This is a genomic window from Salinivibrio sp. VGrn1, assembly GCF_009377995.1.
Classification (GTDB): domain Bacteria; phylum Pseudomonadota; class Gammaproteobacteria; order Enterobacterales; family Vibrionaceae; genus Salinivibrio; species Salinivibrio siamensis.
Genome location: NZ_SATA01000001.1, coordinates 397,477 through 419,125, shown reverse-complemented (window position 1 = coordinate 419,125; position 21,649 = coordinate 397,477). Strand labels below are relative to the sequence as shown.

The following is a 21,649-nucleotide window of genomic DNA, read 5'->3' as shown; positions in this document are numbered from 1 at the left end:
TTTTAGTCGGTTTTAAAGTGACTGATCCGCGTTTCCAGGGTACGGGCATGCTCACGTAAGTGGTTGACGGTTTGTTCAGTGTTGCGCGTCCGCTCTGAAACATGGTCGGCCGATTGTGCCATCGTGTTGACATTTTGGCTGATTTCATCGGTCACCTGCGTTTGCTGGTTGGCCGCGGTGGCAATTTGCATGTTCATCTCGTTGATTTGCTCAATCATGGTTTTGATTTGCCCCAGCTTGTCGTTGTTTTCGTGACAATGCTCAACGCTTTGGGTCACCGCGTCATTGGCTTGGGTCATCCCATCGGCGGCACCGCGCGTCTCCTGTTGCAAGGCGTCGACCTTGGCGCGAATTTCTTCAGTGGACGACTGGGTGCGTGTGGCTAAAGAGCGTACCTCGTCGGCGACCACCGCAAATCCGCGTCCTTGCTCACCAGCACGGGCCGCCTCAATCGCCGCATTGAGGGCTAACAAATTGGTTTGCTCGGCAATTTCTTGAATCACATCCAACACCGACCCAATGGACTCACTCTCGTGTGATAGCTTCTCCATCGAGCGGGTGGCTTTGTCCATATGATCTTTGAGTGTTTGCATTTGGCTGACCAAGGCTTCGCCTTTTTGGCTGCCTTCATTGGCGGTTTGGGTAATCGTATCAGACGCTTCAGAGGCATTGCTCGCATGCTCTGATACTTCGCTGATGGAGGCGGCCATCTGTGTGGCAGCGGTAGCGACTTGGTTCGAGCTTTTGGCTTGCTCGTCCACTTGCCCACGCACAGCCACTACGTCATCACTGATATCGTTGGCTGATGACAACAAGGTTTTTGACGCGTCGTGTGTTTTTTGAATCACGTCTCGGAAGCTTTGGAACATTTCATTGAGGCTGTCAGCCAACGTAGAGAGCTCATCTTTACTGGTATGGTGCAACGTGATCGTCAAATCTTTACTGTCTGCCACCTGTTTGATACTGGTGGCGAGTTTTAAGATAGGCGCGCCAATGCTTTTACCCAACCAATACGCTGCTAGTGCGGCGAGACTGCCTAGCAGCACTGCCGCAAACGCGGTCACAACGCCGATGTCTGTGCGTAATTTGGTAATGGCTGTAAAGACTTCATCGGTGTCTTGCTGACTGATCACCGCCCATGTCACCCCGTAGACGTCAATGGGCGAATAAGAAGCCAGTACCTCAGTATTACGATAGCTCGTTTGCGTGACAAACCCTTGCTCTCCCCGTAGCGCTCTTTTTACCGCAGGGTTATCGAGGGGTTGGTTACCAGCGGCGGAGTTTTGATAATCAATGCGGTGAATGGTATCGGCATTAAGCCCTTGGCTTTCTAGTGCACTGAGGTAGGCGTCTTTATCATCACTCAACAGACGTGGCTGCGTGCGTAACAGGTTATCGGGACCAACTAATAATATTTCACCGCTTGTGCCCATGCCTGACTCTGCCCATTGACCATTATTACTAATGAGCTCACTGATACGATCGATCGGCATTTGAAATATCAACGCCCCGATCTGCTGACCATTTTTATAAACTGGACTCGAGATAAATGAAGCTGGACTGTCGTAGGAGGGATAGTAAGGGCGAAAGTCTATAAAGCCCAGCTCACCCTGAGGCGCTTTGCGTACCGCTTTATAGGCATCAGCCAAGCCACTGGTTGAATACGGGCCGGTTAACAGGTTGGTCGCGTAATCCAGCTCTTTGTAAACGCTATAGACAATATTGCCCTGGTTATCGACCAGGAAAATATCGTAGTAGCCGAAGGTCTTTAAATAATGCTGAAAGTTGGGATGAAAGACGCTGTGGATCTCACTGTAGACACTGCCGTCGTTGGCTTTCGCCATGGCATCTTTACTTCCTAATGGATGGGGGTTGCCGCTGATATACGCGTGTTGCAGCCGTTTAGCTACATCAGGTAACTGATTGTACCTTCCCATGACGTCGGTGGATGTATCGTTAATCTCTTGATAGGTCGCGCCGAATTGATTGCGATAATAACTGGCCAGTTGGCTCTCTTGGCTAGGGGAGTTGGCAGTGTCTGCGGCGATGGTTTTAAACGCTTGTGCCAATTGTGCCAGTGCATCTTCTGTCATGGTGGAGTCTGACAGCGTATTAATTTGATCACCAATGAACTTGAAGTAATTACTTATTTCCGACTTTTTCGACGCTTTCACCGCCGTTAGTTGCGATTTTACTTTCTTATCAAGTGCTTGTGATGATAAGCCGATGGTTCTAAACGCTAAGATAGCCGCAATAGTTAAAACACAGGTTAATGATGCCGCAACGATTGCGAGCGTGATCTTATTACTGATTCTCATCGTGACACTCCTTCCTACATCACGTTTTGAATCTAGTCACGGCGGATAAAAAGTGCGTAGAAAAGGGGATAAAATTTGAACAAATGGTGAGCGTGTGTCTAGCTAGTCAGTCGTAATGGGTGGTTTCTAGACAGACAGCGAGTAAAGCAGGGAGGTGCGATGACCTCCCTAGGTAGCGTGAGTATTTACTCAGTTTTGAAATGACCGATAGTATCAGCCAGACGTGCTGACCGTTGGCTTAAGCCGGTGACGGTTTCTGCGGTGTCATGCGTGCGTTGTGAGACGGTTTCAGCCGATTGCGCGATATCAGAGATGCTTTCGCTGATTTCTGTCGTCACTTGCGTTTGCTGCTGGGTGGCATTGGCAATGTGTGAGGTCATCTGATTGATTTCGATGACCATGTTGGCAATATCAACCAGTGCGGCGTTATTTTGCTGACAATAATCCACACAAGCGTCGACGGTTTGGCTGGTGGTATCCATATCTGCCACCGCTGACTGCGTCTCTTGACGTAATGCGGCAATTTTATCGCGGATACTTTCGGTCGAGTCTTGGGTACGTGAGGCGAGGGTGCGTACCTCTTCGGCGACCACGCTGAACCCGCGGCCTTGCTCGCCCGCGCGCGCCGCTTCAATCGCCGCATTCAGTGCCAACAAGTTGGTTTGCTCGGCAATGGCTTGAATCACATCCAGTACGGTACCGATTTCTTCGCTCTGTTGCGATAAGCGGCCCATGGTCGCTGTTGCAGCATCCATGCTCGATGACAAGGTGCGGATTTGCTCAACCAGGTCGTCACCAATTTTTGAGCCCGTGTTGACGGCTTCTGTGATGTCATCAGACGCGGTGGAGGCTTGGTCTGCATATTGGGCAACGTCCGTGACGGAAGTGGCCATTTCTGTCGCTGCCGAGGCAACTTGATGGGTATGCTTGACCTGGTCGGCGACCCTATCGCGCATAGTGACCACGTCTTGATTAATGTCGTTAGAGGCTTGGCCGAGTAACCCAGAAGCTTGGTGCGCCTCTTGAATCACCTGTTGGAAACTGGCGAACATGTCATTGAGCGAGCGGCCGAGCAGTGCCATTTCGTCTTTACCGCTATCAGGTAAGCGTTGGGTTAAATCTTTATTTTCTGCAATGGTTTTGATCCGTGTAGTGACCGCAATCATTGGTTTGGCAATATTGCCACCGAGAATATAGGCAATTACGATCGCCACGCCAACAAGTACCAACGAGGTAATAACCGTCGCTTTTAAAATAGTGTCTTGCATGGCAGCGACTTGTGATAGCGCCTCTTGCTGACTGATTTGATTGACCAGCGCCCAGCGCTTGCCGAAGACATCAATCGGTGAGTAAGCGGTATAGACGGTTTGGTTGCGATAACTCTGTTCTTTGCCAGTGCCCGTTTCGCCCGCCAGCGCTTGCGCAATGCTTTGGGATGCCATCGGCATTTGGCCCGCTGCGGTATCGGTGAACTCAATGCGGCGAATCAAGTCGGGTTTGACGCCATTGGTGCGCAACAAGTGTAAATACTCAGATTTGTCCTCTTGTAAAGCGCGTGCTTCGGTGCGGAGGACTTTATCAGGCCCCACCATAAACATTTCGCCGCTTTGTCCAAAGCCTGCGGATTGCCATTGGCCTTGACCGCTGATCACGCCACTTAAACGCTGAATCGGCAATTTAAAGATAAGTACACCCTGCGTTTCGCCGTTTTCGACGATAGGGGTGGCGATAAATGAGGCCGGTTCATCGTAGCTGGGAAAGTAAGGGCGATAATCAACAAAGCTGATGTCACCGGCTTTTGCATCAATGGCTTCTAAGAAGGCGTCACCCATGCCGCTGGTAGCGTAGGGGCCAGCAAATAAGCTGGTTCCAAAGTCAATCTCTTTGGCCACTGAATAGACGATACGGCCATTGGCATCGGCTAACACGATGTCTTGGTAGCCAAACGTTTCGGCAAAGCGATGGTAGTTGGGATGATATTGAGTGTGCACCTTGTCATACGTGGAGCCATCGTTGGTTGTCACCAACTTGTCTTTCTCGCCCAAAGGATGGGGGCTGCCGCTGATATAAAATTGCTGCAGTGTCCGCGTGGCAGGGGCTAGCGCTGCGAGGTTGGAGCGTGCATTGGCGTTGGTATCATTGCGCGCTTTGTAAACATCGCCGAAAGTGTCGGTGTAGTAGTCTTGCAGCGCGCGCCGGGCCGCTCTATCGGTGCGGACTTCACGACTGTAGCGTCGATAAGCTTGGCTAAAAGAGGTCACCGCATTTTCGGTCATGGTGGAGTCGGCCATTGAGGTTAATTGCTGGCCGATAAATGAAAAATAACTGGTTAATTCAGAGTGCTTGGCTTCGCGTACGGCTTTAAGCTGGCTAATCGCCTGCTCTCGCATTTTATCGCCAAACAGTGTGGTGGTTCGGTTTGCCAACACCGCGGCGGTGGCGACAATACAAATAACACAAGCGGAGATGATCGCCGCAGAAACCTTGGTGCGAACTTTCATACTACTAAACTCCTGAAACGTCGTTATGACGGCATCAAATCAAGGCACCTTACTGGCGTAAAGTGGAGGTGGGGGCTTATTCGATAGGGAAATAACATGCTCAAACCGTTAGGTCGCACTCTAGCATTGCCACACTGTGGTATTGGCCAAATTTTTCACCGACATCATTTAGCTGTCCAACTTGTAGGAAGCCAAAGCGACGATGCAATGCCAATGACGCTGGGTTGGGTAGCGTGACGAGAGAATAGGCGCGGCGCAGGGCCTTATCGCGCATTCCGTCAAGCAAGGTTTGCATTAATGCCGAGCCAACCCCACGGCCACCGGCATCGGGAGCCGCATAAATGGTGATTTCTGAGGCGATGTGGAAAGCCTGCTTGGGATTGAAAGGCGTATTGTAAGCAAAGCCAAGGATTTGTTGGTCTTGCTCTGCCACCCAGGCTTGATAGCAGGAGGACGGATCAAACTGAGCGAACCATTGTTTACGTTCAGCTAATTGCCATGGGCACAAGTCAAACGTAATGGCAGTGTGTGTAATGTAATAATTATAAATCGTATTGATCGCGTCACAATCACGCAATTCCATGCGTCGAATAAGCATTTTCGCTTCCTTTTCGCTTTTTTTGCGCGACATAAGATAACGAAGTTCACCGCATTCGCCAAGTGTTGGTGATAAATTAAACACTTGTCGTACATTTAACACCCAAACAGTGCTGTCCTTTGCGCGAAAACAAACGAACGCACTGTTAGGCTAACAAAATGCTCGATAAGGCATTGAGGGTGGCGGGAGATAGGATTAGCATGATAGCTCCACTTCTCGGCATAAAGGATCCGTTTTGTCAGAGTTTAAAGCGACATCTATTTCTCCGGTCGGTCCGTTTTTCTCGCCCATGGTGCAAGGTTACTGGCGACTGGATGATTGGCAAATGACACCGCAGCAGCGTTTAAGCTTTCTTAAGGCTCATATCGATTTGGGGGTGACGACGGTCGACCATGCGGATATTTATGGTGACTACCGCTGTGAAACACTGTTTGGCCAAGCGCTGAAGCTTGATCCCAGCGTGAGGGACGATATCCAAGTGGTGTCGAAGTGCGATATCAAGTTGGTCAGTGAAGCGGCTCCAAACCGCAAAATCAACCATTACGATACCAGTTACCGGCATATTTTGGAGTCGGTAGATAACTCATTGTCTCGTTTGGGCGTGGAAAAACTGGATGTGTTACTGATCCACCGTCCTGACGCGTTGATGGATGCGGATGAAGTGGCTGAAGCATTCACCACGTTGCGTCATCATGGCAAGGTGGCTCACTTTGGCGTGTCTAACTTTACGCCTGCACAGTTCGACCTGCTTCAGTCTCGTTGGGATGAATCCTTGGTCACCAACCAAGTTGAAATCAACCCGCTACGTTTTGATGTGGTCCATGACGGGACCCTGGATCAGTTACAGCGCTTGCGTATTAAACCGATGGCGTGGTCTTGTCTTGCAGGCGGTGAGATGTTTAACGGCGAGTCTGAGCAGGCTGTGCGGGTACGTGATACCTTGCATGCTATTGGCGAAGAGCTCGGTGGTGCGACGATCGCTCAGGTTATTTATGCTTGGGTGATGCGTCATCCGTCTCAACCTTTGCCGATCATTGGCTCGGGCAATATTGAACGTGTCAAAGCAGCCAAAGCGGCTTACGACCTCAAACTCACGCGCGAGCAATGGTATCGGATATGGGTAGCGTCAAAAGGACACAATGTACCTTAAATAACAGCGTGTAACCGACTGACTCTCAATCCATAAGGCGGCTATTAGCCGTCTTTTTTTGTTGGTTGTCTGGTGACGGAATAGGGGCAATATGGCGCATTGATAACGGATGAGTGGAAACTGCTATACGGTAAATGGTGCGACTGGGTGTCGCATGCAGAGCCAGTGCATGACTGATGGCGACAAAAAGCGAACGTCCTTTGCTTTTAATACGCCACTTTCTTTTAATACGCCGTAGTAGGCAGGTGGACCGGTGGAGACATCCTGTTTACCCGCCGGAGACCATTATTTTTTTGCCTGGAATTGCGAATTATGTGAGGTGAGGGCAGACACTTCTAGCATCGGTGCCGCATCAATATCATCGGCGTTCATCATCGAAGAGATACGTTGTACCGATGACAGCAATAACGATTGCTCCCACTCATCTAAACTTTGAAAGCGTGAAATAAAGTTTTCTTGTAGGGGTTTGGGTGCTTGTTCTAACGCCGCTTCCCCTTGCTCGGTCAAGTGGGCATGCACTTTACGCTTATCAAGCTCACTGCGAACACGCAAAATCAATCCGCGCTTTTCTAGACGATCAAGAATGGTCGTTGCCGTTGCCTGACTCATATTGGTATGGGTCGAGAGCTTACGAATGGTCACTTGGCCCAGCTCTTTAATCGCACGCATTAGGACAAGTTGGGGGCCAGTGATCCCGGATACTTTGTTAAGTTTTCGTGAATGCAGGTCTATTGCGCGGATGATTTGCCGCAGCGCAACCAGTACTTCTTCGTGTTTTTCCATTTACTCACCTCCACCAGAAAAAATCGCCAACGAAACTTACAATACCCGCGGTTGGAGTGCAAAGGCATCGAGAGAAAAATCGACTTTTTATGGTTTTTTTCACTATTAAATAATCAATGTGCTTTCAGTCTATTATAACCCTTAGAGTTCAAATTAAATCTAATTTATTGTTATTTTTAGCTGTTTCAGTGAGCAGGCGCAAAAAGTGCCACATAGTCATCAATTTAAGCAGTCAAGAGGTCGGATCAGCGTTGCAACAAGTTGCATTAAACCATGCTTAGAGTGTGGAGATCACAGCTTTGATAATAGCCTCAATTCTTTGTTGCATTTAGTAACATAATGCTTAGAATCTCTCGCATACAAACGATAATAGTTCTCATAACTGTTCATATCAAAGCGAAGGACAAAGTACTATGGAAATGACCCCTTTTAAGCGTAACCTTATCGCGCTTTCCTTATTTGCCGCACCTCTGGGTGTTAATGCGGCGACGCAAGAAGACGTTGTTGAACATTACGCTGATATCGCGCATGCGGTATTCGCAGACTCCCACGCGACAGCGGTCGCGCTCGATGACGCTATTGAGGCTTTTACTGCCAGCCCCTCTCAAAAAACCTTTCAGGCAGCAAAAAAAGCATGGTTAGACGCGCGAGTCCCTTATCAGCAGTCAGAAGTGTTCCGTTTTGGCAACGCGATTGTTGATGATTGGGAAGGACAGCTGAACGCGTGGCCATTGGATGAAGGTTTGATTGATTATGTGGCAGACGGTTACCAAGCAGAGCTGGGGAATGCCGGTGCGACAGCAAACATTATTGCCAACCAGAGTATTCAAATTGGTGCGACCGATTTAGACGTGGCTGACATTACGCCAAAACTGTTGGCAAGTCTCAATGAGGTAGGTGGGTCAGAAGCCAACGTTGCTTCCGGTTATCATGCGATTGAATTTTTGCTGTGGGGGCAAGACTTAAATGGCACTAACCCAGGTGCGGGCGAGCGCCCATACTCTGACTTTGCTTACGGGGAAGACTGCACGAACGGCCACTGCGACCGTCGCCGCGAGTACTTGAAAGCGGCCGCTGATCTTTTGGTGGATGATTTAGCCTGGATGCGCGACCAGTGGGCGGAAGGTAATAAAGATAACTATCGCGCGACGCTATTGGCGGATTCGAGCGAGAACGGTTTACGTAAGATGCTGTTTGGTATGGGGTCACTCTCGTTGGGCGAGTTGGCCGGCGAGCGCATGAAGGTGGCATTGGAAGCCAACTCGACCGAAGACGAACACGATTGTTTCTCTGATAATACCCACAATTCGCATTTTTATAACGAGCAAGGCATTTATAATGTCATGATGGGAACCTATCAGCGTGTTGATGGCAGCAAATTGACCGGGCCATCAGTGCTCGACTTGGTCAAAGACAAAGATACTGACGCGGCAAGCGCGATCAAGACAAGCTTTGACCAAGCGCGTGAGCAAGTCAAAACGCTGGTTGTGTCAGCGGAAGAAGACAATGTGCATTTTGATCAATTGATAGCGGCGGGCAACAATGACGGTAACCAACTCGTCAATGCATCCATTACCGCACTGGTTGACCAAACCAAACACATTGAGAAAGCCGCTCAGATCATCGGCATTGATAATCTCAACCCAGATACCGCGGACCATCAATTCTAATTGTCCGCTAATGATGTTAAGCCCCGTGCCGCGGGGCTTTTTGCTTTGTCAGGATACAACATGAAGTCCAAAGTCATTGTTTACCTCGGTGCAATCGGCATCAGTGCCTTGGTGAGCGCGTCGGCGGTTGCTTTTGAACGCACCTCTGGTGGCCGCACCACGGTGATTAAAGAAGGTGCCAACGCTTTCTCCCAACCTGCCGCTAACCTACCCATGAGCGAGCGCATCGACTTCAGTGTCGGGAACAGCTTTTTTCGTAATCCTTGGGTGAGCTCGCCGGCTTCAACCGATGCGCGTGATGGGCTTGGCCCTTTGTTCAATACCAATGGCTGTCAAAATTGTCATATTAAAGACGGCCGTGGGCATCCGCCTTCTCCTGGCGATACCAACGCCGTGTCTATGTTGGTGCGATTGAGCGTGCCGGCAATGAGCGAAGCAGAACGGCAGAAATTGATCCAATATGGCAATATTCCCGAGCCAAATTATGGGGGTCAGTTGCAAGACTTTGCACTGCCAGGCGCGAAGCCAGAAGGAAAGGTCGCCATTACCTATTCTGCGGTCCCCGTGACCTTTGCCGATGGTGAGACTGTCACTCTGCGTCAGCCACATTTAACGATCACCGATCTTAATTATGGGCCGATGGCAGAAGATGTTCAGATGTCGGCGCGGATTGCGCCTCCGATGATTGGATTGGGGCTGTTGGAATCCATTCCTGCGGAAGACATTTACGCCCTGGCTGATCCTGATGATGCCAATGGCGATGGGATCTCTGGACGACCAAATCAAGTGTGGGATATCGAAAAACAACGCACTGCGCTTGGCCGGTTTGGTTGGAAAGCAGGGCTACCCACGGTTAACCAACAAAACGCCGCGGCCTTCAATGGCGATGTGGGATTAACCACTTCCATGTTTCCGCACCACAATTGTATGCCGTCACAGTCTGTGTGCGACGAGATGCCCAATGGTGGCGATCCAGAAGTCAGCGACAATATCCTCGGGTTTGTCGAATTTTACGCCCGTCATTTGGCGGTGCCAGCGCGTCGCAACGTGCAGGATCCTGCCGTGAAACAGGGGCAAGATATCTTCGTGCAAACGGGCTGCAATGCGTGCCATGTGGCGTCATTTACTACCGCAAAACGCCCCGAACTTAGCGCACTGAGCGAGCAGCGTATTCACCCCTATACGGATTTGTTGTTGCATGACATGGGAGCGGGGCTAGCGGATCATCGAGGAGAGTTTATCGCCAACGGTAGAGAGTGGCGCACACCACCTTTGTGGGGGATTGGGTACACCAAAGAAGTGAATGCGGATGCCACCTATCTGCACGATGGTCGCGCGCGTACCCTTATGGAAGCCATTTTATGGCATGATGGCGAAGCCGCCAGTGCGAAACAGCGGGTGCTGGCGATGCCGAAAGCGGAGCGTGACGCCTTAATCGCGTTTTTACGTTCCTTATAACAACAATATGCTGGAGTCTTGTCGCATGCGTTTTCGACTCAATCCTATCGCCGCGCTCTCTCTGAGCGCCACGGTATTACTCGGTGGGTGTTTATCTCAAACCGAGACCGGGCCTAACCACGGCCTTTGGCAACTACAAAAGCAGCGAAGTGAGCAGTTTCTTTCTGCGACCACGGATCTGGCTAAGACCACGCAATCGGTCTGTACTCAGGGCACGCCGATTGATGATGCGCGCCAAGCGTGGAAGACGGTGATGGCCAATTGGATGCCATTACAAGGGGTAGAAAAAGGGTCTGAGGACGCCTTGGCGCAAAGTTGGCGTATTCAGTTTTATCCTGACAAAAAAAATACCACAGGGCGAAAAATTAATGCCTTGCTGGCCAGTGAAACACAGTGGACCGCGGAGGTATTGGCCGAGCAAAGTGTGGCCGTGCAAGGCGTCGGCGCGATGGAGTGGTTGCTTTATGATCAGCAAGCTGACTTAAGTCAACCGAAACACTGTGAAGTGGCGATTGCGGTCAGTGCTCGCTTGCAACAAACGGCATCTGCGCTCAATGCGGCTTGGCAGCAAAATCCTTGGCATGGCATGCCGCCTTCGATGGCGGTATCAGAAAAGCTCGGTGCGTTGACCCATCAGCTGGATTATGTGCTGAAGAAACTGTCTGGCCCTCTGGGTAAACCGGGCTTTCCTAACCCTTACCAAGGTGAAGCGTGGCGCTCACGGCACTCTCTCACATTGTTACGCCAAAGCATCAAAGCGATGCAAACCCAATATCACGCTGAGGGTGGCATTGAACAATCCCTCCGTGAGCGAGGTTATGATGAGGTCGCGGATCGTGTCAGCGAGCATTGGCAGTTGGCATATAACAGCATGCCACAAGATGGCGAACCCTTATTTGACAGGCTAAATAGCGTCGCAGGGTATCGAGACATGCTCACCGTCTACAACAATCTAGAATATCTCAAGTTGGTGCTTGGCGGTCAGGTCGCGCAAGATTTAGGTATTATCGTCGGGTTTAATGCATCAGATGGAGACTAGTTTAAAGCGACGCCGTCTATTAAAAGCGGCACTGATGGGAGCGGCGCTGCCTACAGTGGTGAATGCGTTGAGTGGTTGTCGTGGCAACAGCACGTCAGCGCGTTGTGAGCTACTCGGCTGCGCGCTGAGCAGTGATGGAACGTTCGCGGTTGTCGGCGCTGACCGTATGGGACAGCCCGTCTTCCGTCTTCCTTTACCCGCGCGCGGTCATGGTGTCGCCGCCCAACGTCGCGAGGTTGGGACACTGGGTGTGGCATTTGCGCGTCGGCCCGGTCATTTCATGCAGGTGTTTGATTATCAACGTGGCGTGACGTTGTCACAGGTAACGGCCAGCGCAGAACGCTACTTTTACGGCCATGGCGTGATTTCTGATGATGGTCAATGGTTATATACCACTGAAGGAAAACGTCAAACCAGCGAGGGCGTGGTCGGTGTTTATCGACTGAGCGAGCACGGCCAGGTGAAAAAAGTGCGTGAGATAAGCGGCTTTGGGATTGGTCCTCATGAAATCGCGCTGGCGGATGCGAACACACTGGTGGTGGGGGTCGGTGGCATGCATACCGATGGCCGCACCGTGCTAAACATCGATTCAATGTCACCGGCGTTGGTGTACATCGACATCGACACGGGTGAGGTGGTTGAGCGTGCTGAATTAGCCAATAAAAAGCTGAGTATTCGTCATTTGATGGTGTCAGATGAGGGCTATGTGGTGACGGGGCAGCAATACCATGGTCAGGATAATGCCCCCTTGGTGGCCATTCACCGTCGTGGTGAGCCGATGAAAATGCTCAATGCCACCCCTGAGCAATGGGCTCGATTTAACAACTATGTGGCGAGTATCGCGACACTCAATGGCTGGGTGGTGGCGACCTCACCCAGAGGCAATTGCTACGGTGTCTGGTCTTTAGACACGAAAAAAATGATAGGTTTGCATCCATTAGTGGATGCCTCTGGTGCCAGTCGTGACGGTGATGTGATCAACTTAAGTTCAGGGGGCGGCAAAATGGTGACCCTTGATAGCGCACATCATCCCGATTATCAGATGACGCCAGTACGATGGGATAATCATTGGATAACGCTGGTGTAATGAAAGCATGGTAGCGTGAAAAGCGGTAGTCTGGAGAGGCTGCCGCTTTTTGTTTCATCGCGGGTTGGGGGGCGAGAAAAAATCAGGCGATGATTTTGTCGAGACGGGGGCAAAATTTGCCATAATTAAAGCATGGATGAGGAGGGTCGTATGATGAGAAGGCACGATGCCTGGTTGGCTAACCTTCTGATAGGATGTTGTTTTTGGGTAAACCCCGGTATGGCAAATGAGGCGATCGAGGCCGGTGGCATGCGATTTCTGGCACCATCCACCTCGGCGCATTCGGCCTCAGATCAAGCGGCGTCGGTTGAGCAAACCCTGTCGGCTGACGATCATCGTCAACGCGCCTATCAGTATGCGCGCGACTGGCTGGAGTCGGCCGCCCCCGATGCCACTGTTTTGGCCTATCCCTCAGCGCTGACTCAAGACTATCTCGATAATGGGTTTTCTCTGCTTTGGACCCAGGATACAGCACGGGACGAGCTTGCAACGCAAGTTAATGTGATTTCATTGGCCAGCTTCAGTCCGGAATTTGAGTGGCGCGCGTGGCAACTTCGCCAACTCCGCCAGCAGGGTAGCGACACCGCGTATGATATTTTTGCTACCGACACCGCGTATGCCTTGATGAGTTACCTGGATGCGGTGTCCGATAAAGGTATGCGTTGGTTTTTTGGCTCTTTGCATCACACGCCATTGCCCGAGCCCTCCGAGTCTCAGCGAGCGTCCTTTTTTCAAGCAGGTTTGGGGCCGGCGTTGCCCGCTTTTCTGCGCAAGCTTCGGCCTCAGCATCCGCAATATACCGCGCTGATTAAGCAGATTGTTCGCTTGCAACGTCAAGCCCGCTCAGTGTGGCCCAGCGTGACCAGCGATGGATTGATTTACCCTGACCAAGCGGTAGCGATCCCCTTGGCGCTCAACTTAGTTGATAACCTGCGGGTGCAGGGATATTGGGGGGACAGTCAACGGTTAGAGGCACTGGATGGTAAAACGGTGCAATATGGTGGCGATCTACTCGATGCCGTTAAACGGTTTCAGTCACAACACGGACTGAGTGTGGATGGCATCATTGGCCCGTCAACGTTGAAATGGCTTAATTTAGATGCGTCGGCGCGGATCCGGCTGCTGGCGCTTAATGCGGAGCGGTTACGGTTATGGCCCCAGCAACAACCGGATCGCATTGTGGTCAACATCCCGGATTATCGTATGCGTCTGTGGGCTAACGATCAGAATGTGTTCGAAAGCAAGGTGGTGGTCGGTCGCCAATCGAGACGTACGCCCCTGTTCTCGTCACAACTCGACTCTGTGGTACTCAATCCGAGCTGGAATGTGCCTCGGAGCATAGTGCAAAAAGATATCTTGCCCAAGCTGGTTGATGGGCACGAGTATTTGTCTCAGCATCAATATCGTATTTTGCCCAATTGGCAAAGTGACACCCAGATTGACCCTAGCTCGATTGATTGGCAAAAAGTGTCAGTCGACGGGTTTCCCTATAGGCTTCAGCAGGCACCAGGTCGAGGCAACGCCCTCGGAAAATACAAATTCAACACGCCCAATCGTAATGCTATCTACCTGCATGATACACCAGCGCAAAGCTTATTCAGCCGGTCACGGCGTGCATTTAGTTCCGGCTGTATCCGTGTCGAGCAAGCGGAGCAACTGGCGGACTTATTATTGGATTTATCGGGTAAGCAGCTGACCGATTACCAGTACTATATTGATAAAACTCAGACCAAGTGGGTACCGCTCAAAAAACGTTTAGCGGTTCAGACCATTTACCAGACGGCTTGGGTCACTGATGAAGGGGAATTGGCCTTTCGTGATGACGTGTATGCCTATGATGTCCCTGCTAAACGTAAGATCACCACACAAGAGCCCAGTTATTTAACCCAGCAGCGTCATTCTGTGCAGATGCAAGCGCAATAGTCACCAGGAAGCCGCGTATAACCGCGGCTCTCTCTTCATGTCGGTATAGGCGAGTCACGCCATTGTCGTTAGCTCAACGAGATGTATCAGCGTTAGGCTGGTGGCTCAGGTGAGGGGCAATGTAGCGTTGATAGCGTTTGGGTTTTAAGCGCTTAAGATCGACCAAAACAAGACCATCAATACAATCGGCAAAGTCAGGATCCACGCCGAAGTCCAGGAACTGGACACCACCTGGTTCACATAACTCACTATACTGTTTATACAAGGTGGGGACCCCAACGCCTAAGTGATCGAGTAGCATTTTAAGTTGTTTAAGGTCTTTGGCGTAATCGTTCCCGCAGAAGTGACCCAGAAGCTCACTTTCTTTACTGTCTGCCAGTTCAAAGGGGCGTTTAGAGCGTGCACACTCGCTCTCGCCAGTAAAGTAGGTACGGTAAAAGAAAATGAGTAATTCTTTAGCCGCCTGTGGCATGGCGTTGCTGATGGTGACTGGACCAAACAGATAACGGTATTGTGGCTTCTGCGCGAGCAGAGCGCCAATACCAAGCCATAAATAGTCCAAACTCCGTTTGCCCCAATATTTAGGTTGCACAAAACTACGTCCCAGCTCCAGCCCCTGAGCAAGATACGGCTGCATGCCTTGCTCAAAATCGAATAAGCTCGCGCTATAGATCCCATCAAGCCCTTGGGCGGTGAGCGTCGCTTGGGTGTCACATAAGCGGTAGGCGCCCACAATATCGAGTTCGGCGGGATCCCAAAGGACCAAATGCCAGTAATGCTGATCATATTTATCGAGATCACGTCGCTGACCTGTGCCTTCTCCCACAGCACGAAAAGCGACTTCACGTAATCGTCCAATTTCGCGCATGACAGGGGAGTCTGCTTGATAGTCGAGTAAGTAAATCAGTTTACCATCCGGTGTTTGTCCGAGTTGCTGGCCAGCATTGAGGGCTTGTTTAAGCGCTAAACGAGGCTCGGGAGAGGCGATGGCTGTCTCTGTGGGAAACAAGCCAGGCTTGCGTTTGGCAATACGATACAAGTGCTTATGAAATAACTTAACGCGTGTTTTGACGGGCAGGGAGGCAGTAGCACTGTAACTGTGGTGTGGGATTAATTCGCCGACGGTAAAAGCAATGGTATTGTTCTCTTGGCGAAACATTTCCTCGACGAGCAACAGGGTAGAGAGCGGCTTATATACCATGGATGCGCCATAAAAACGGGCTGAATTACGGCCCTGGACGTGAATCGGGAGAATGGGCGCTTTTGATTTGGTTGCCATGCGTAAAAAGCCAGGGTGCCAGGCGCCATCACGGATCCCGGTTGGCGCAACCCGTGACACTTCACCAGCGGGGAAAATGATGACTGCCCCGTCATTTTCCAGCCACTGAGTCATGTTTTGTAGGTTCTGTTTCGGGGTATATCCCCCCATATTGTTCACGGGCAACAAGCAACCGTGGAGCGGTTTAACCTGCATTAATAAATCGTTAGCAATCACTTTGACGTCCGGTCGGACAGAGCGCACCAGTTTTAACAGCGCCAGTCCATCCAGCGAGCCGATAGGGTGATTGGCGATAATCACGACACGTCCTGATTCGGGAATCCGCTCTTTCTCGCGATCACTCACCCGATAGCTAAAGTTAAAGTAGTCGAGCACTTGTTCAACAAACTCAAACCCTTGCAGATGAGGATACCGCTCAGCAAAGGCTTGAAACTCCTGCTCATGAAGTAACCGTTTAAGGGTTTTACTGACGGGACGTTTTAGCCAGTCTCGCTGTTCTAGTTGGGGATAATGAGACGATAGAACTTTATCAACATCTAACATAAGCAACCCTGCATGCAAAAATGCGCATCTGATTTATCCAGATATCCTGACGTTAGCCTAGATAGTAAAAGTGACACCCCCTTGGCAGCATAGTTGCAAACTGGTGACAGCGTGGCATAGTGAGGCGCATATTGACGATTCAAAACCTGAGGGCGTGTCACGGATTACGTGTTATTGCGTCACTGAACAGACAAAGAGAAGGTTAACTCCATGGCGTTGCATTATGAAATTGTGCCAGTCACGGCATTTCAGCAAAATTGCTCCATTATTTGGTGCGACCAAACGCAACAGGCGGCTGTCGTGGATCCCGGTGGGGATATTGCTAAAATTCGCCAAGTCATTCATTCGCTCGAAGTGACGGTGACGAAAATCCTCCTAACGCATGGCCATTTAGATCATGTTGGCGGCACTGTTGAGCTTGCTAGCGCGTTGAATGTCCCTGTCGTGGGACCGCACAAAGAAGATGCTTTCTGGCTACAAGCGTTGCCGGCACAAGCCCAAATGTTTGGTTTCGCGCATGCTGAGCCGTTTGACCCTGATCAGTGGCTACAACAAGGTGACACCGTGTCCGTGGGTAATAGTACGCTCTCGGTGTTGTTTGCCCCTGGACATACCCCTGGCCACATTGTGTTTGTCGATCTGGAAGGGCGAACCGCTTGGGTAGGAGATGTGCTATTTAACGGTGGTATCGGGCGAACTGATTTTCCCAAAGGGGATCACGCCACCTTGATCAACGCCATCAAACACACCTTGCTGCCGGTTGGGGATGATGTGACCTTTATCCCTGGCCATGGCCCTACATCGACCTTGGGTCACGAGCGGAAAACGAACCCCTTTTTAACGGGAGCGTTCTAATCTACCGTTGAGAACAGCCGGCCTTTTGCAGCTATCTGATGCTAAAGGCTAGTCTTTAGTCATCACCGCTGGCAGCGGCCAAATAGCGCCGGGCGACGCCAACAAAGTCCTCGAGGGGTCTATCGAGCAAGTCTTCGCTGACAAACAAATCGTACCCGAGTAACTCTCTGGTATAGCGCATACGGTTTGCCAGCATGGCCATCAATCCTTTGTATAGCACGCCGTTGCTTCCCCGATACGGGGTGTCATCAAACATCATGTCTTCCAGCGGTTTACTGGGTTTATGGTCTCCACGCCGATACGCAGTGATGAGTAACGCGCGTTGGGTCATAATAATGTGGGTCACCATTCGCAAGCTAATACTGTCTAAGAGCGCATCGTAACGCTTAATTTTTATTCCAACCCATGGAAGCGGTTCACCTAACCCTTGCCGGTGGAGGTGCGGGATGCCAATGGCTTCAATGTTTCGCCACTTAAGCGCCCAGCCACCACGAAAACTATGGTGCTGTAAGTGCATAAATGACAATGAAAAAGAGAGCTGAACACGTTGAAGCAACTGGTTAACGACATATAAAATGACAATGATGGCCGCCAATCCCAATAAACCCTGGCCAAGCGAGAGCGTCGGTTGGACGAGGAAAAAGCAGATCAAAAGAAACGCCACCGCCATGGCGGCTAACATGCTCCAGCGCGCCGCTTCAAATTGAGGAGGATAGATTTTGATCGTCTTTAAAGCATCCATGATCATCCATTCTTCGCAAGAGGTGGCAAAACCGCCCCGTCTTTTTTACAAACTACCCGTTAAATATACGCGCATAGTGTCTGATTAGTTTGCCTAAGAATCACTGGATTGGTAAACATTTATCGCTGAATATCACGATCTTTGCGCCTATTAGGGGGCGGTTACCTACAAAAGTGGATGGAAATTTGGTATAACACGCGCTTTGTTTTTCACCCGCTGCATTCAGCAAGCCTGAACGTAGTGCGTCGGAGTAGGATGATTGAATGAAAATCTCTCACAAGCGTAAGGTACAACTTAAACTCAACAAACGTGTTAAGGCATCATCGCCAGCACGTCAGCGTCCGGTTAAATCAAAATCGGTTGCCGCTGCGAAACCAGCAGCAAAACCAGCCGCAAAACCAGCCGCTAAGGCACCGGTGGCGAGCTCAGCCTCTTCATTGACGCCAAAGCAACAACAAGTACTCGAGATTGTTCAAGCAAACCCTGACGGCATTAATCCAAAAGGGATTGGCCTTGCGGCTGGTCAAGAAGACACGAAAGCGGCTTCTTGGGCGACAGGTGCATTGAAAAAATTGACTGAAGAAGGCGCCGTTGAGCGTGTTCAAGTCGCCGCCAATAAGGTGATATACAAAGCTTGTTGATCCCTTTGCGCATCCGCTTACGTGTTTGATGATGGTATTTGATACGTAAGCGGATGTTCACTCGACTCACCAATATTCTTGCCTGATTTTCTCCCCGCATTGTGATGCTAGGGTAAACAAACTTTTCTATTATCAACTATTTGTTTTTATTGTGTTAATAAAGTTTGTCTTTATTGCGCATTCCCTTAGCTAAAGCATGATCAAGCGCAAAATACTGTACGATCTTCCAGACATACGTTTAAAACTGCCTATAGTGGGAGTGTCTATTTCATTTTCTGTCTGGAGGTAAGCCATGGATGTGCTGTCAACCCAGCTGAAAGCGCCCACAGAAGTCGTTTTCGACTACACCCACTTTTTGTGTGAGAGTCAGCAACCAAACTGGACGTTTACCGATATTTTTCGCAGTTTATTACCCATCTTTACGACTGTGCTTGAACATCAAGCCAGTGATGGAGTGTCCCCGCTTTCTGCACAAGAGCAGCTATACCAGCAAGCCACTCGCGTGATGTCGGTGCGTAACACCGATACGGCCAATTTGGTGCAGCTGGCACGTCTTGCGCGTCAACAAGGCATTGAAGAGCTAACGATTTTAATGCCTTATGCCCTTGAATATCGACAAATGGAGGCGATTAGCCAGCAAACCGATGCGCAAATTGAGTACAGCAATGAGAACCGTGAATGGGTTCGCCTAACGCTACCCTCAGGTCTTAATCCTCAATCCTAACCAGCCATGCTACCAACTTATTGATACTGCGTGAATTAATGACGCTGGATAAAGGCGGGATCGACGCGCGCGATCCCTTGTTTGTTTTGCTCACAGTAATTGAACGGCTTGTCTGTTGGGGTAAAGGCGATAATGGCACATGAGGTGTCAGCCGCTAACGCCGCATCAATAAGCGCTTCATCATCGTACCCTGCTTGGCGATGGACCACGCGTACCTGATTCGCATTAATGCCCCAGAGGCTAAGTTGTGCCGCATTTAAAGCGCGAGGTGGATTAATGATCGTGACCCACTTGGGCTGGCGTGCTTGCAGTGCAATCGCGCGTAAGGTCGCTTGCCAGTGTGCGTTTACCTGTGTGGCGGCGGTAAAAGCAGCATGATAGCAAGATGATGGCGTGACACGCGCGGGAGACTGGACCTTAGCTTGATTTGACACATTAGACGTCACGTACATAAAACACCTGTATATATAATCAATACTGTATGTTTAAACAGTAATGTTTTGTGGCGTCACTCGCAAGTCACTTAGTGGCTAGTTTGTGATCAAGATCGATAATAGCGTCTAACGCGCCTGAGTCTCGACGTTAGTGAGTTTGGGGAAATAACTTGCTAAAATCACCGTTTTCATCACGTTGGAGAGAGCATGGAACAAGCGTTCTGGCATCAGCGCTGGGCTGAAAACCAAATAGGCTTTCATCGCGATACGGTACACCCGATGCTTATCCGCCACTGGTCATCACTGGCCCCACAAAGTGACGAAACGGTTTTGGTGCCCCTTTGCGGAAAGTCGATCGATCTCAACTGGCTTGCTAAAAAACATCAGCATGTGATTGGCGTCGAGCTTAGTGAGATCGCAGTGCGTGCCTTTTTTTCGGAAAACTTATATACCCCTCAGGTTTATCGCGCCCCATCAGGGCATATGCACTATTGTTTTGATGAACTGGAGCTGATCAATGGCGATTTCTTTACCGCGCGCCTGAGTCCTATGCCATTGATTTATGATCGCGCCGCCTTGGTGGCCATGCCGCCTGCTATGCGCGCGCAGTATGTCAGCCATATTCGAACCTTGCTGGCACCTGGAGGGCGTTTGCTGCTGATTACCTTATTTTATCCGCAAACGGATGACACGCCGCCATTTTCCATTGATGCGTCGGTGGTAGAAGAGGCGTTCCAAGGCTTAGACATCAGTTTGCTCGAGACACACACGGAACCCGACGGCGAGCGTGGTGAACAAGTGTGGTTAATCAAAGCCGCGGTGTCGTAGTGGCCGATGTGGGTGAGAGTGTGTCAAGGGGCCATGACGGCCCCTTTTCTTTGACGTCGCACGCTCTTTGACGGCGTAAGCAGCCGTCTTAGTGGGCAAGAAAGCGTAGAAACTGGCAAACCGACTATGCGAGCTTATTTTGTGCCTGCGTGTATTGGCGTGATTCCCAGTGAGTAATAAAAAAGACCGCTGCAATAATAATACCCGCCCCTAACCACAGTCGGCCGGGTGGAACCCAACTAAACACCAGCCAACCAAAGAGGACGTTAAGAGGGAGTTTAGCGTGATCAAAAGGCTGCACAAAAGAGGCATCGGAAACAGCATATGCCTTGGCAATGGCCCACTGGGCGAGGGCGGTCAGTATGCCGGCGCCAAATAACATCCACCAAGCAGTCGATGTCTGAGGGAGCGTCCAATCAGGCACGGCGAGTAGCAAATTAAAGGGCGTGATCAACAAAAGTAAATATACCACCATGGTGGTGGGAGGGTCATAGGCGGATAAACGTTTCACCATCAACGAGTAGGTGGCCCAGAAAAACGCCGCACCAACAGGCAATAACGTTGCCCAAGTGAACGCATTTGACCAAGGCTCGAGGATAATCATGGCGCCGCAAAACCCAGCGAGCGTCGCAAGACCGCGCGCGATCCCCACTCGCTCTCGTAAAAACAGCCCAGAGCCTACCGTTGCGAATAGCGGTGAGGTCATTAATAGCGCAATCCCTTGCCAAATGGGCACTGGGTAGGCCAGCGCCCACAGCCACAGTTGAATGCCAATCACGGAGACAAACACCCGCAGACAATGCTGACCAAGGTGTTGGGTTTTGAGTGCTTGACGGATCCCGAGTTGCTTCAACCAGGGGATCATCGCAACCAAGGCGATGGCGTATTGAATGAAGGCAACCGTGGTAGAGGGTAAGCCCATTTTAAAACTAACGTACTGAGACAGGCTGTTAACGAGGGCAAAACACAGGCCTGCGGTCAGCATCCAGGCCGCACCTTGGAGTGGATTATGAATCTGTTTCATTGCCGTGACTATCCGAAAAAAGACGCACGGATAGTAGCGCAAATCCGACCTC

General features: G+C 50.6%; 18 protein-coding genes. 10 read left to right on the top strand and 8 right to left on the bottom strand.

Features of this window, described 5'->3' with window-relative positions; translation table 11 throughout:
* Positions 1-2: 2 nt before the first annotated feature.
* The 3 genes from EHW56_RS01835 to EHW56_RS01825 all read right to left on the bottom strand — a co-directional run bounded on the left by EHW56_RS01835 (position 3) and on the right by EHW56_RS01825 (position 5,417).
* Entirely contained in the window at positions 3-2,318 is a 2,316-nt protein-coding gene (locus EHW56_RS01835; protein ID WP_152799057.1) for a methyl-accepting chemotaxis protein, read from the bottom strand.
* A gap of 185 nt (positions 2,319-2,503) precedes the next feature.
* Entirely contained in the window at positions 2,504-4,819 is a 2,316-nt protein-coding gene (locus EHW56_RS01830) for a methyl-accepting chemotaxis protein (RefSeq protein ID WP_152799053.1), read from the bottom strand.
* 100 nt (positions 4,820-4,919) lie between these two features.
* The gene (locus EHW56_RS01825; protein WP_152799050.1) at positions 4,920-5,417 is read right to left on the bottom strand and encodes a GNAT family N-acetyltransferase; all 498 of its coding nucleotides are present in this window, start codon (positions 5,415-5,417) and stop codon (positions 4,920-4,922) included.
* Between the two features lie 289 nt (positions 5,418-5,706).
* Here EHW56_RS01825 and EHW56_RS01820 point away from each other — a divergent pair, with 289 nt between their 5' ends.
* Complete coding sequence (locus EHW56_RS01820) at positions 5,707-6,567, top strand: aldo/keto reductase family oxidoreductase (protein WP_152799273.1); 861 nt, start codon at positions 5,707-5,709, stop codon at positions 6,565-6,567.
* A gap of 285 nt (positions 6,568-6,852) precedes the next feature.
* Here the strand turns inward: EHW56_RS01820 and EHW56_RS01815 are convergent, their stop codons facing one another.
* Positions 6,853-7,350 (bottom strand): MarR family winged helix-turn-helix transcriptional regulator, encoded by a 498-nt coding sequence (locus EHW56_RS01815; RefSeq protein ID WP_046073151.1) that lies wholly within the window; start codon positions 7,348-7,350, stop codon positions 6,853-6,855.
* A 413-nt stretch (positions 7,351-7,763) separates the two neighbouring features.
* Between EHW56_RS01815 and EHW56_RS01810 the strand changes: the two genes are divergently transcribed.
* The 5 genes from EHW56_RS01810 to EHW56_RS01790 all read left to right on the top strand — a co-directional run bounded on the left by EHW56_RS01810 (position 7,764) and on the right by EHW56_RS01790 (position 14,527).
* On the top strand, positions 7,764-9,020 hold the full coding sequence (locus EHW56_RS01810; RefSeq protein WP_046073152.1) for an imelysin family protein: 1,257 nt from the start codon (positions 7,764-7,766) through the stop codon (positions 9,018-9,020).
* Between the two features lie 60 nt (positions 9,021-9,080).
* Positions 9,081-10,478 carry a di-heme oxidoredictase family protein gene (locus tag EHW56_RS01805; protein ID WP_152799047.1) on the top strand — a complete coding sequence of 466 codons (1,398 nt, stop codon included), beginning with the start codon at positions 9,081-9,083 and terminating at the stop codon, positions 10,476-10,478.
* Between the two features lie 25 nt (positions 10,479-10,503).
* Entirely contained in the window at positions 10,504-11,517 is a 1,014-nt protein-coding gene (locus tag EHW56_RS01800; RefSeq protein WP_172969950.1) for an imelysin family protein, read from the top strand.
* On the top strand, positions 11,507-12,604 hold the full coding sequence (locus EHW56_RS01795; protein ID WP_046073155.1) for a DUF1513 domain-containing protein: 1,098 nt from the start codon (positions 11,507-11,509) through the stop codon (positions 12,602-12,604). Before EHW56_RS01800 ends, EHW56_RS01795 begins: the two co-directional genes overlap by 11 nt.
* A 150-nt stretch (positions 12,605-12,754) precedes the next feature.
* Complete coding sequence (locus EHW56_RS01790; protein WP_172969949.1) at positions 12,755-14,527, top strand: murein L,D-transpeptidase; 1,773 nt, start codon at positions 12,755-12,757, stop codon at positions 14,525-14,527.
* Between the two features lie 73 nt (positions 14,528-14,600).
* On the opposite strand, the gene EHW56_RS01785 is transcribed toward EHW56_RS01790, so the two are convergent.
* Complete coding sequence (locus EHW56_RS01785; protein ID WP_152799041.1) at positions 14,601-16,349, bottom strand: GNAT family N-acyltransferase; 1,749 nt, start codon at positions 16,347-16,349, stop codon at positions 14,601-14,603.
* Between the two features lie 210 nt (positions 16,350-16,559).
* On the opposite strand from EHW56_RS01785, the gene EHW56_RS01780 reads away from it, so the two are divergent.
* Entirely contained in the window at positions 16,560-17,204 is a 645-nt protein-coding gene (locus EHW56_RS01780; RefSeq protein WP_046073157.1) for an MBL fold metallo-hydrolase, read from the top strand.
* A gap of 55 nt (positions 17,205-17,259) precedes the next feature.
* On the opposite strand, the gene EHW56_RS01775 is transcribed toward EHW56_RS01780, so the two are convergent.
* Positions 17,260-17,946, bottom strand: coding sequence for a DUF2982 domain-containing protein (locus EHW56_RS01775; protein WP_227486460.1), 687 nt, complete (start codon positions 17,944-17,946; stop codon positions 17,260-17,262).
* A gap of 263 nt (positions 17,947-18,209) precedes the next feature.
* Here EHW56_RS01775 and EHW56_RS01770 point away from each other — a divergent pair, with 263 nt between their 5' ends.
* Both EHW56_RS01770 and EHW56_RS01765 read left to right on the top strand, forming a co-directional pair.
* Positions 18,210-18,587, top strand: coding sequence for a MarR family transcriptional regulator (locus EHW56_RS01770; protein ID WP_152799038.1), 378 nt, complete (start codon positions 18,210-18,212; stop codon positions 18,585-18,587).
* A 292-nt stretch (positions 18,588-18,879) separates the two neighbouring features.
* Positions 18,880-19,311, top strand: a complete 432-nt coding sequence (locus tag EHW56_RS01765; protein WP_077607092.1) for a hypothetical protein — start codon at positions 18,880-18,882, stop codon at positions 19,309-19,311.
* Between the two features lie 35 nt (positions 19,312-19,346).
* Here the strand turns inward: EHW56_RS01765 and EHW56_RS01760 are convergent, their stop codons facing one another.
* Entirely contained in the window at positions 19,347-19,763 is a 417-nt protein-coding gene (locus tag EHW56_RS01760) for a hypothetical protein (RefSeq protein WP_046073161.1), read from the bottom strand.
* A gap of 189 nt (positions 19,764-19,952) precedes the next feature.
* Between EHW56_RS01760 and EHW56_RS01755 the strand changes: the two genes are divergently transcribed.
* The gene (locus tag EHW56_RS01755; protein WP_152799035.1) at positions 19,953-20,573 is read left to right on the top strand and encodes a thiopurine S-methyltransferase; all 621 of its coding nucleotides are present in this window, start codon (positions 19,953-19,955) and stop codon (positions 20,571-20,573) included.
* A gap of 124 nt (positions 20,574-20,697) precedes the next feature.
* Here EHW56_RS01755 and EHW56_RS01750 read toward each other — a convergent pair whose 3' ends face one another.
* Positions 20,698-21,597 (bottom strand): DMT family transporter, encoded by a 900-nt coding sequence (locus tag EHW56_RS01750; protein ID WP_172969948.1) that lies wholly within the window; start codon positions 21,595-21,597, stop codon positions 20,698-20,700.
* Between the last annotated feature and the right edge of the window lie 52 nt (positions 21,598-21,649).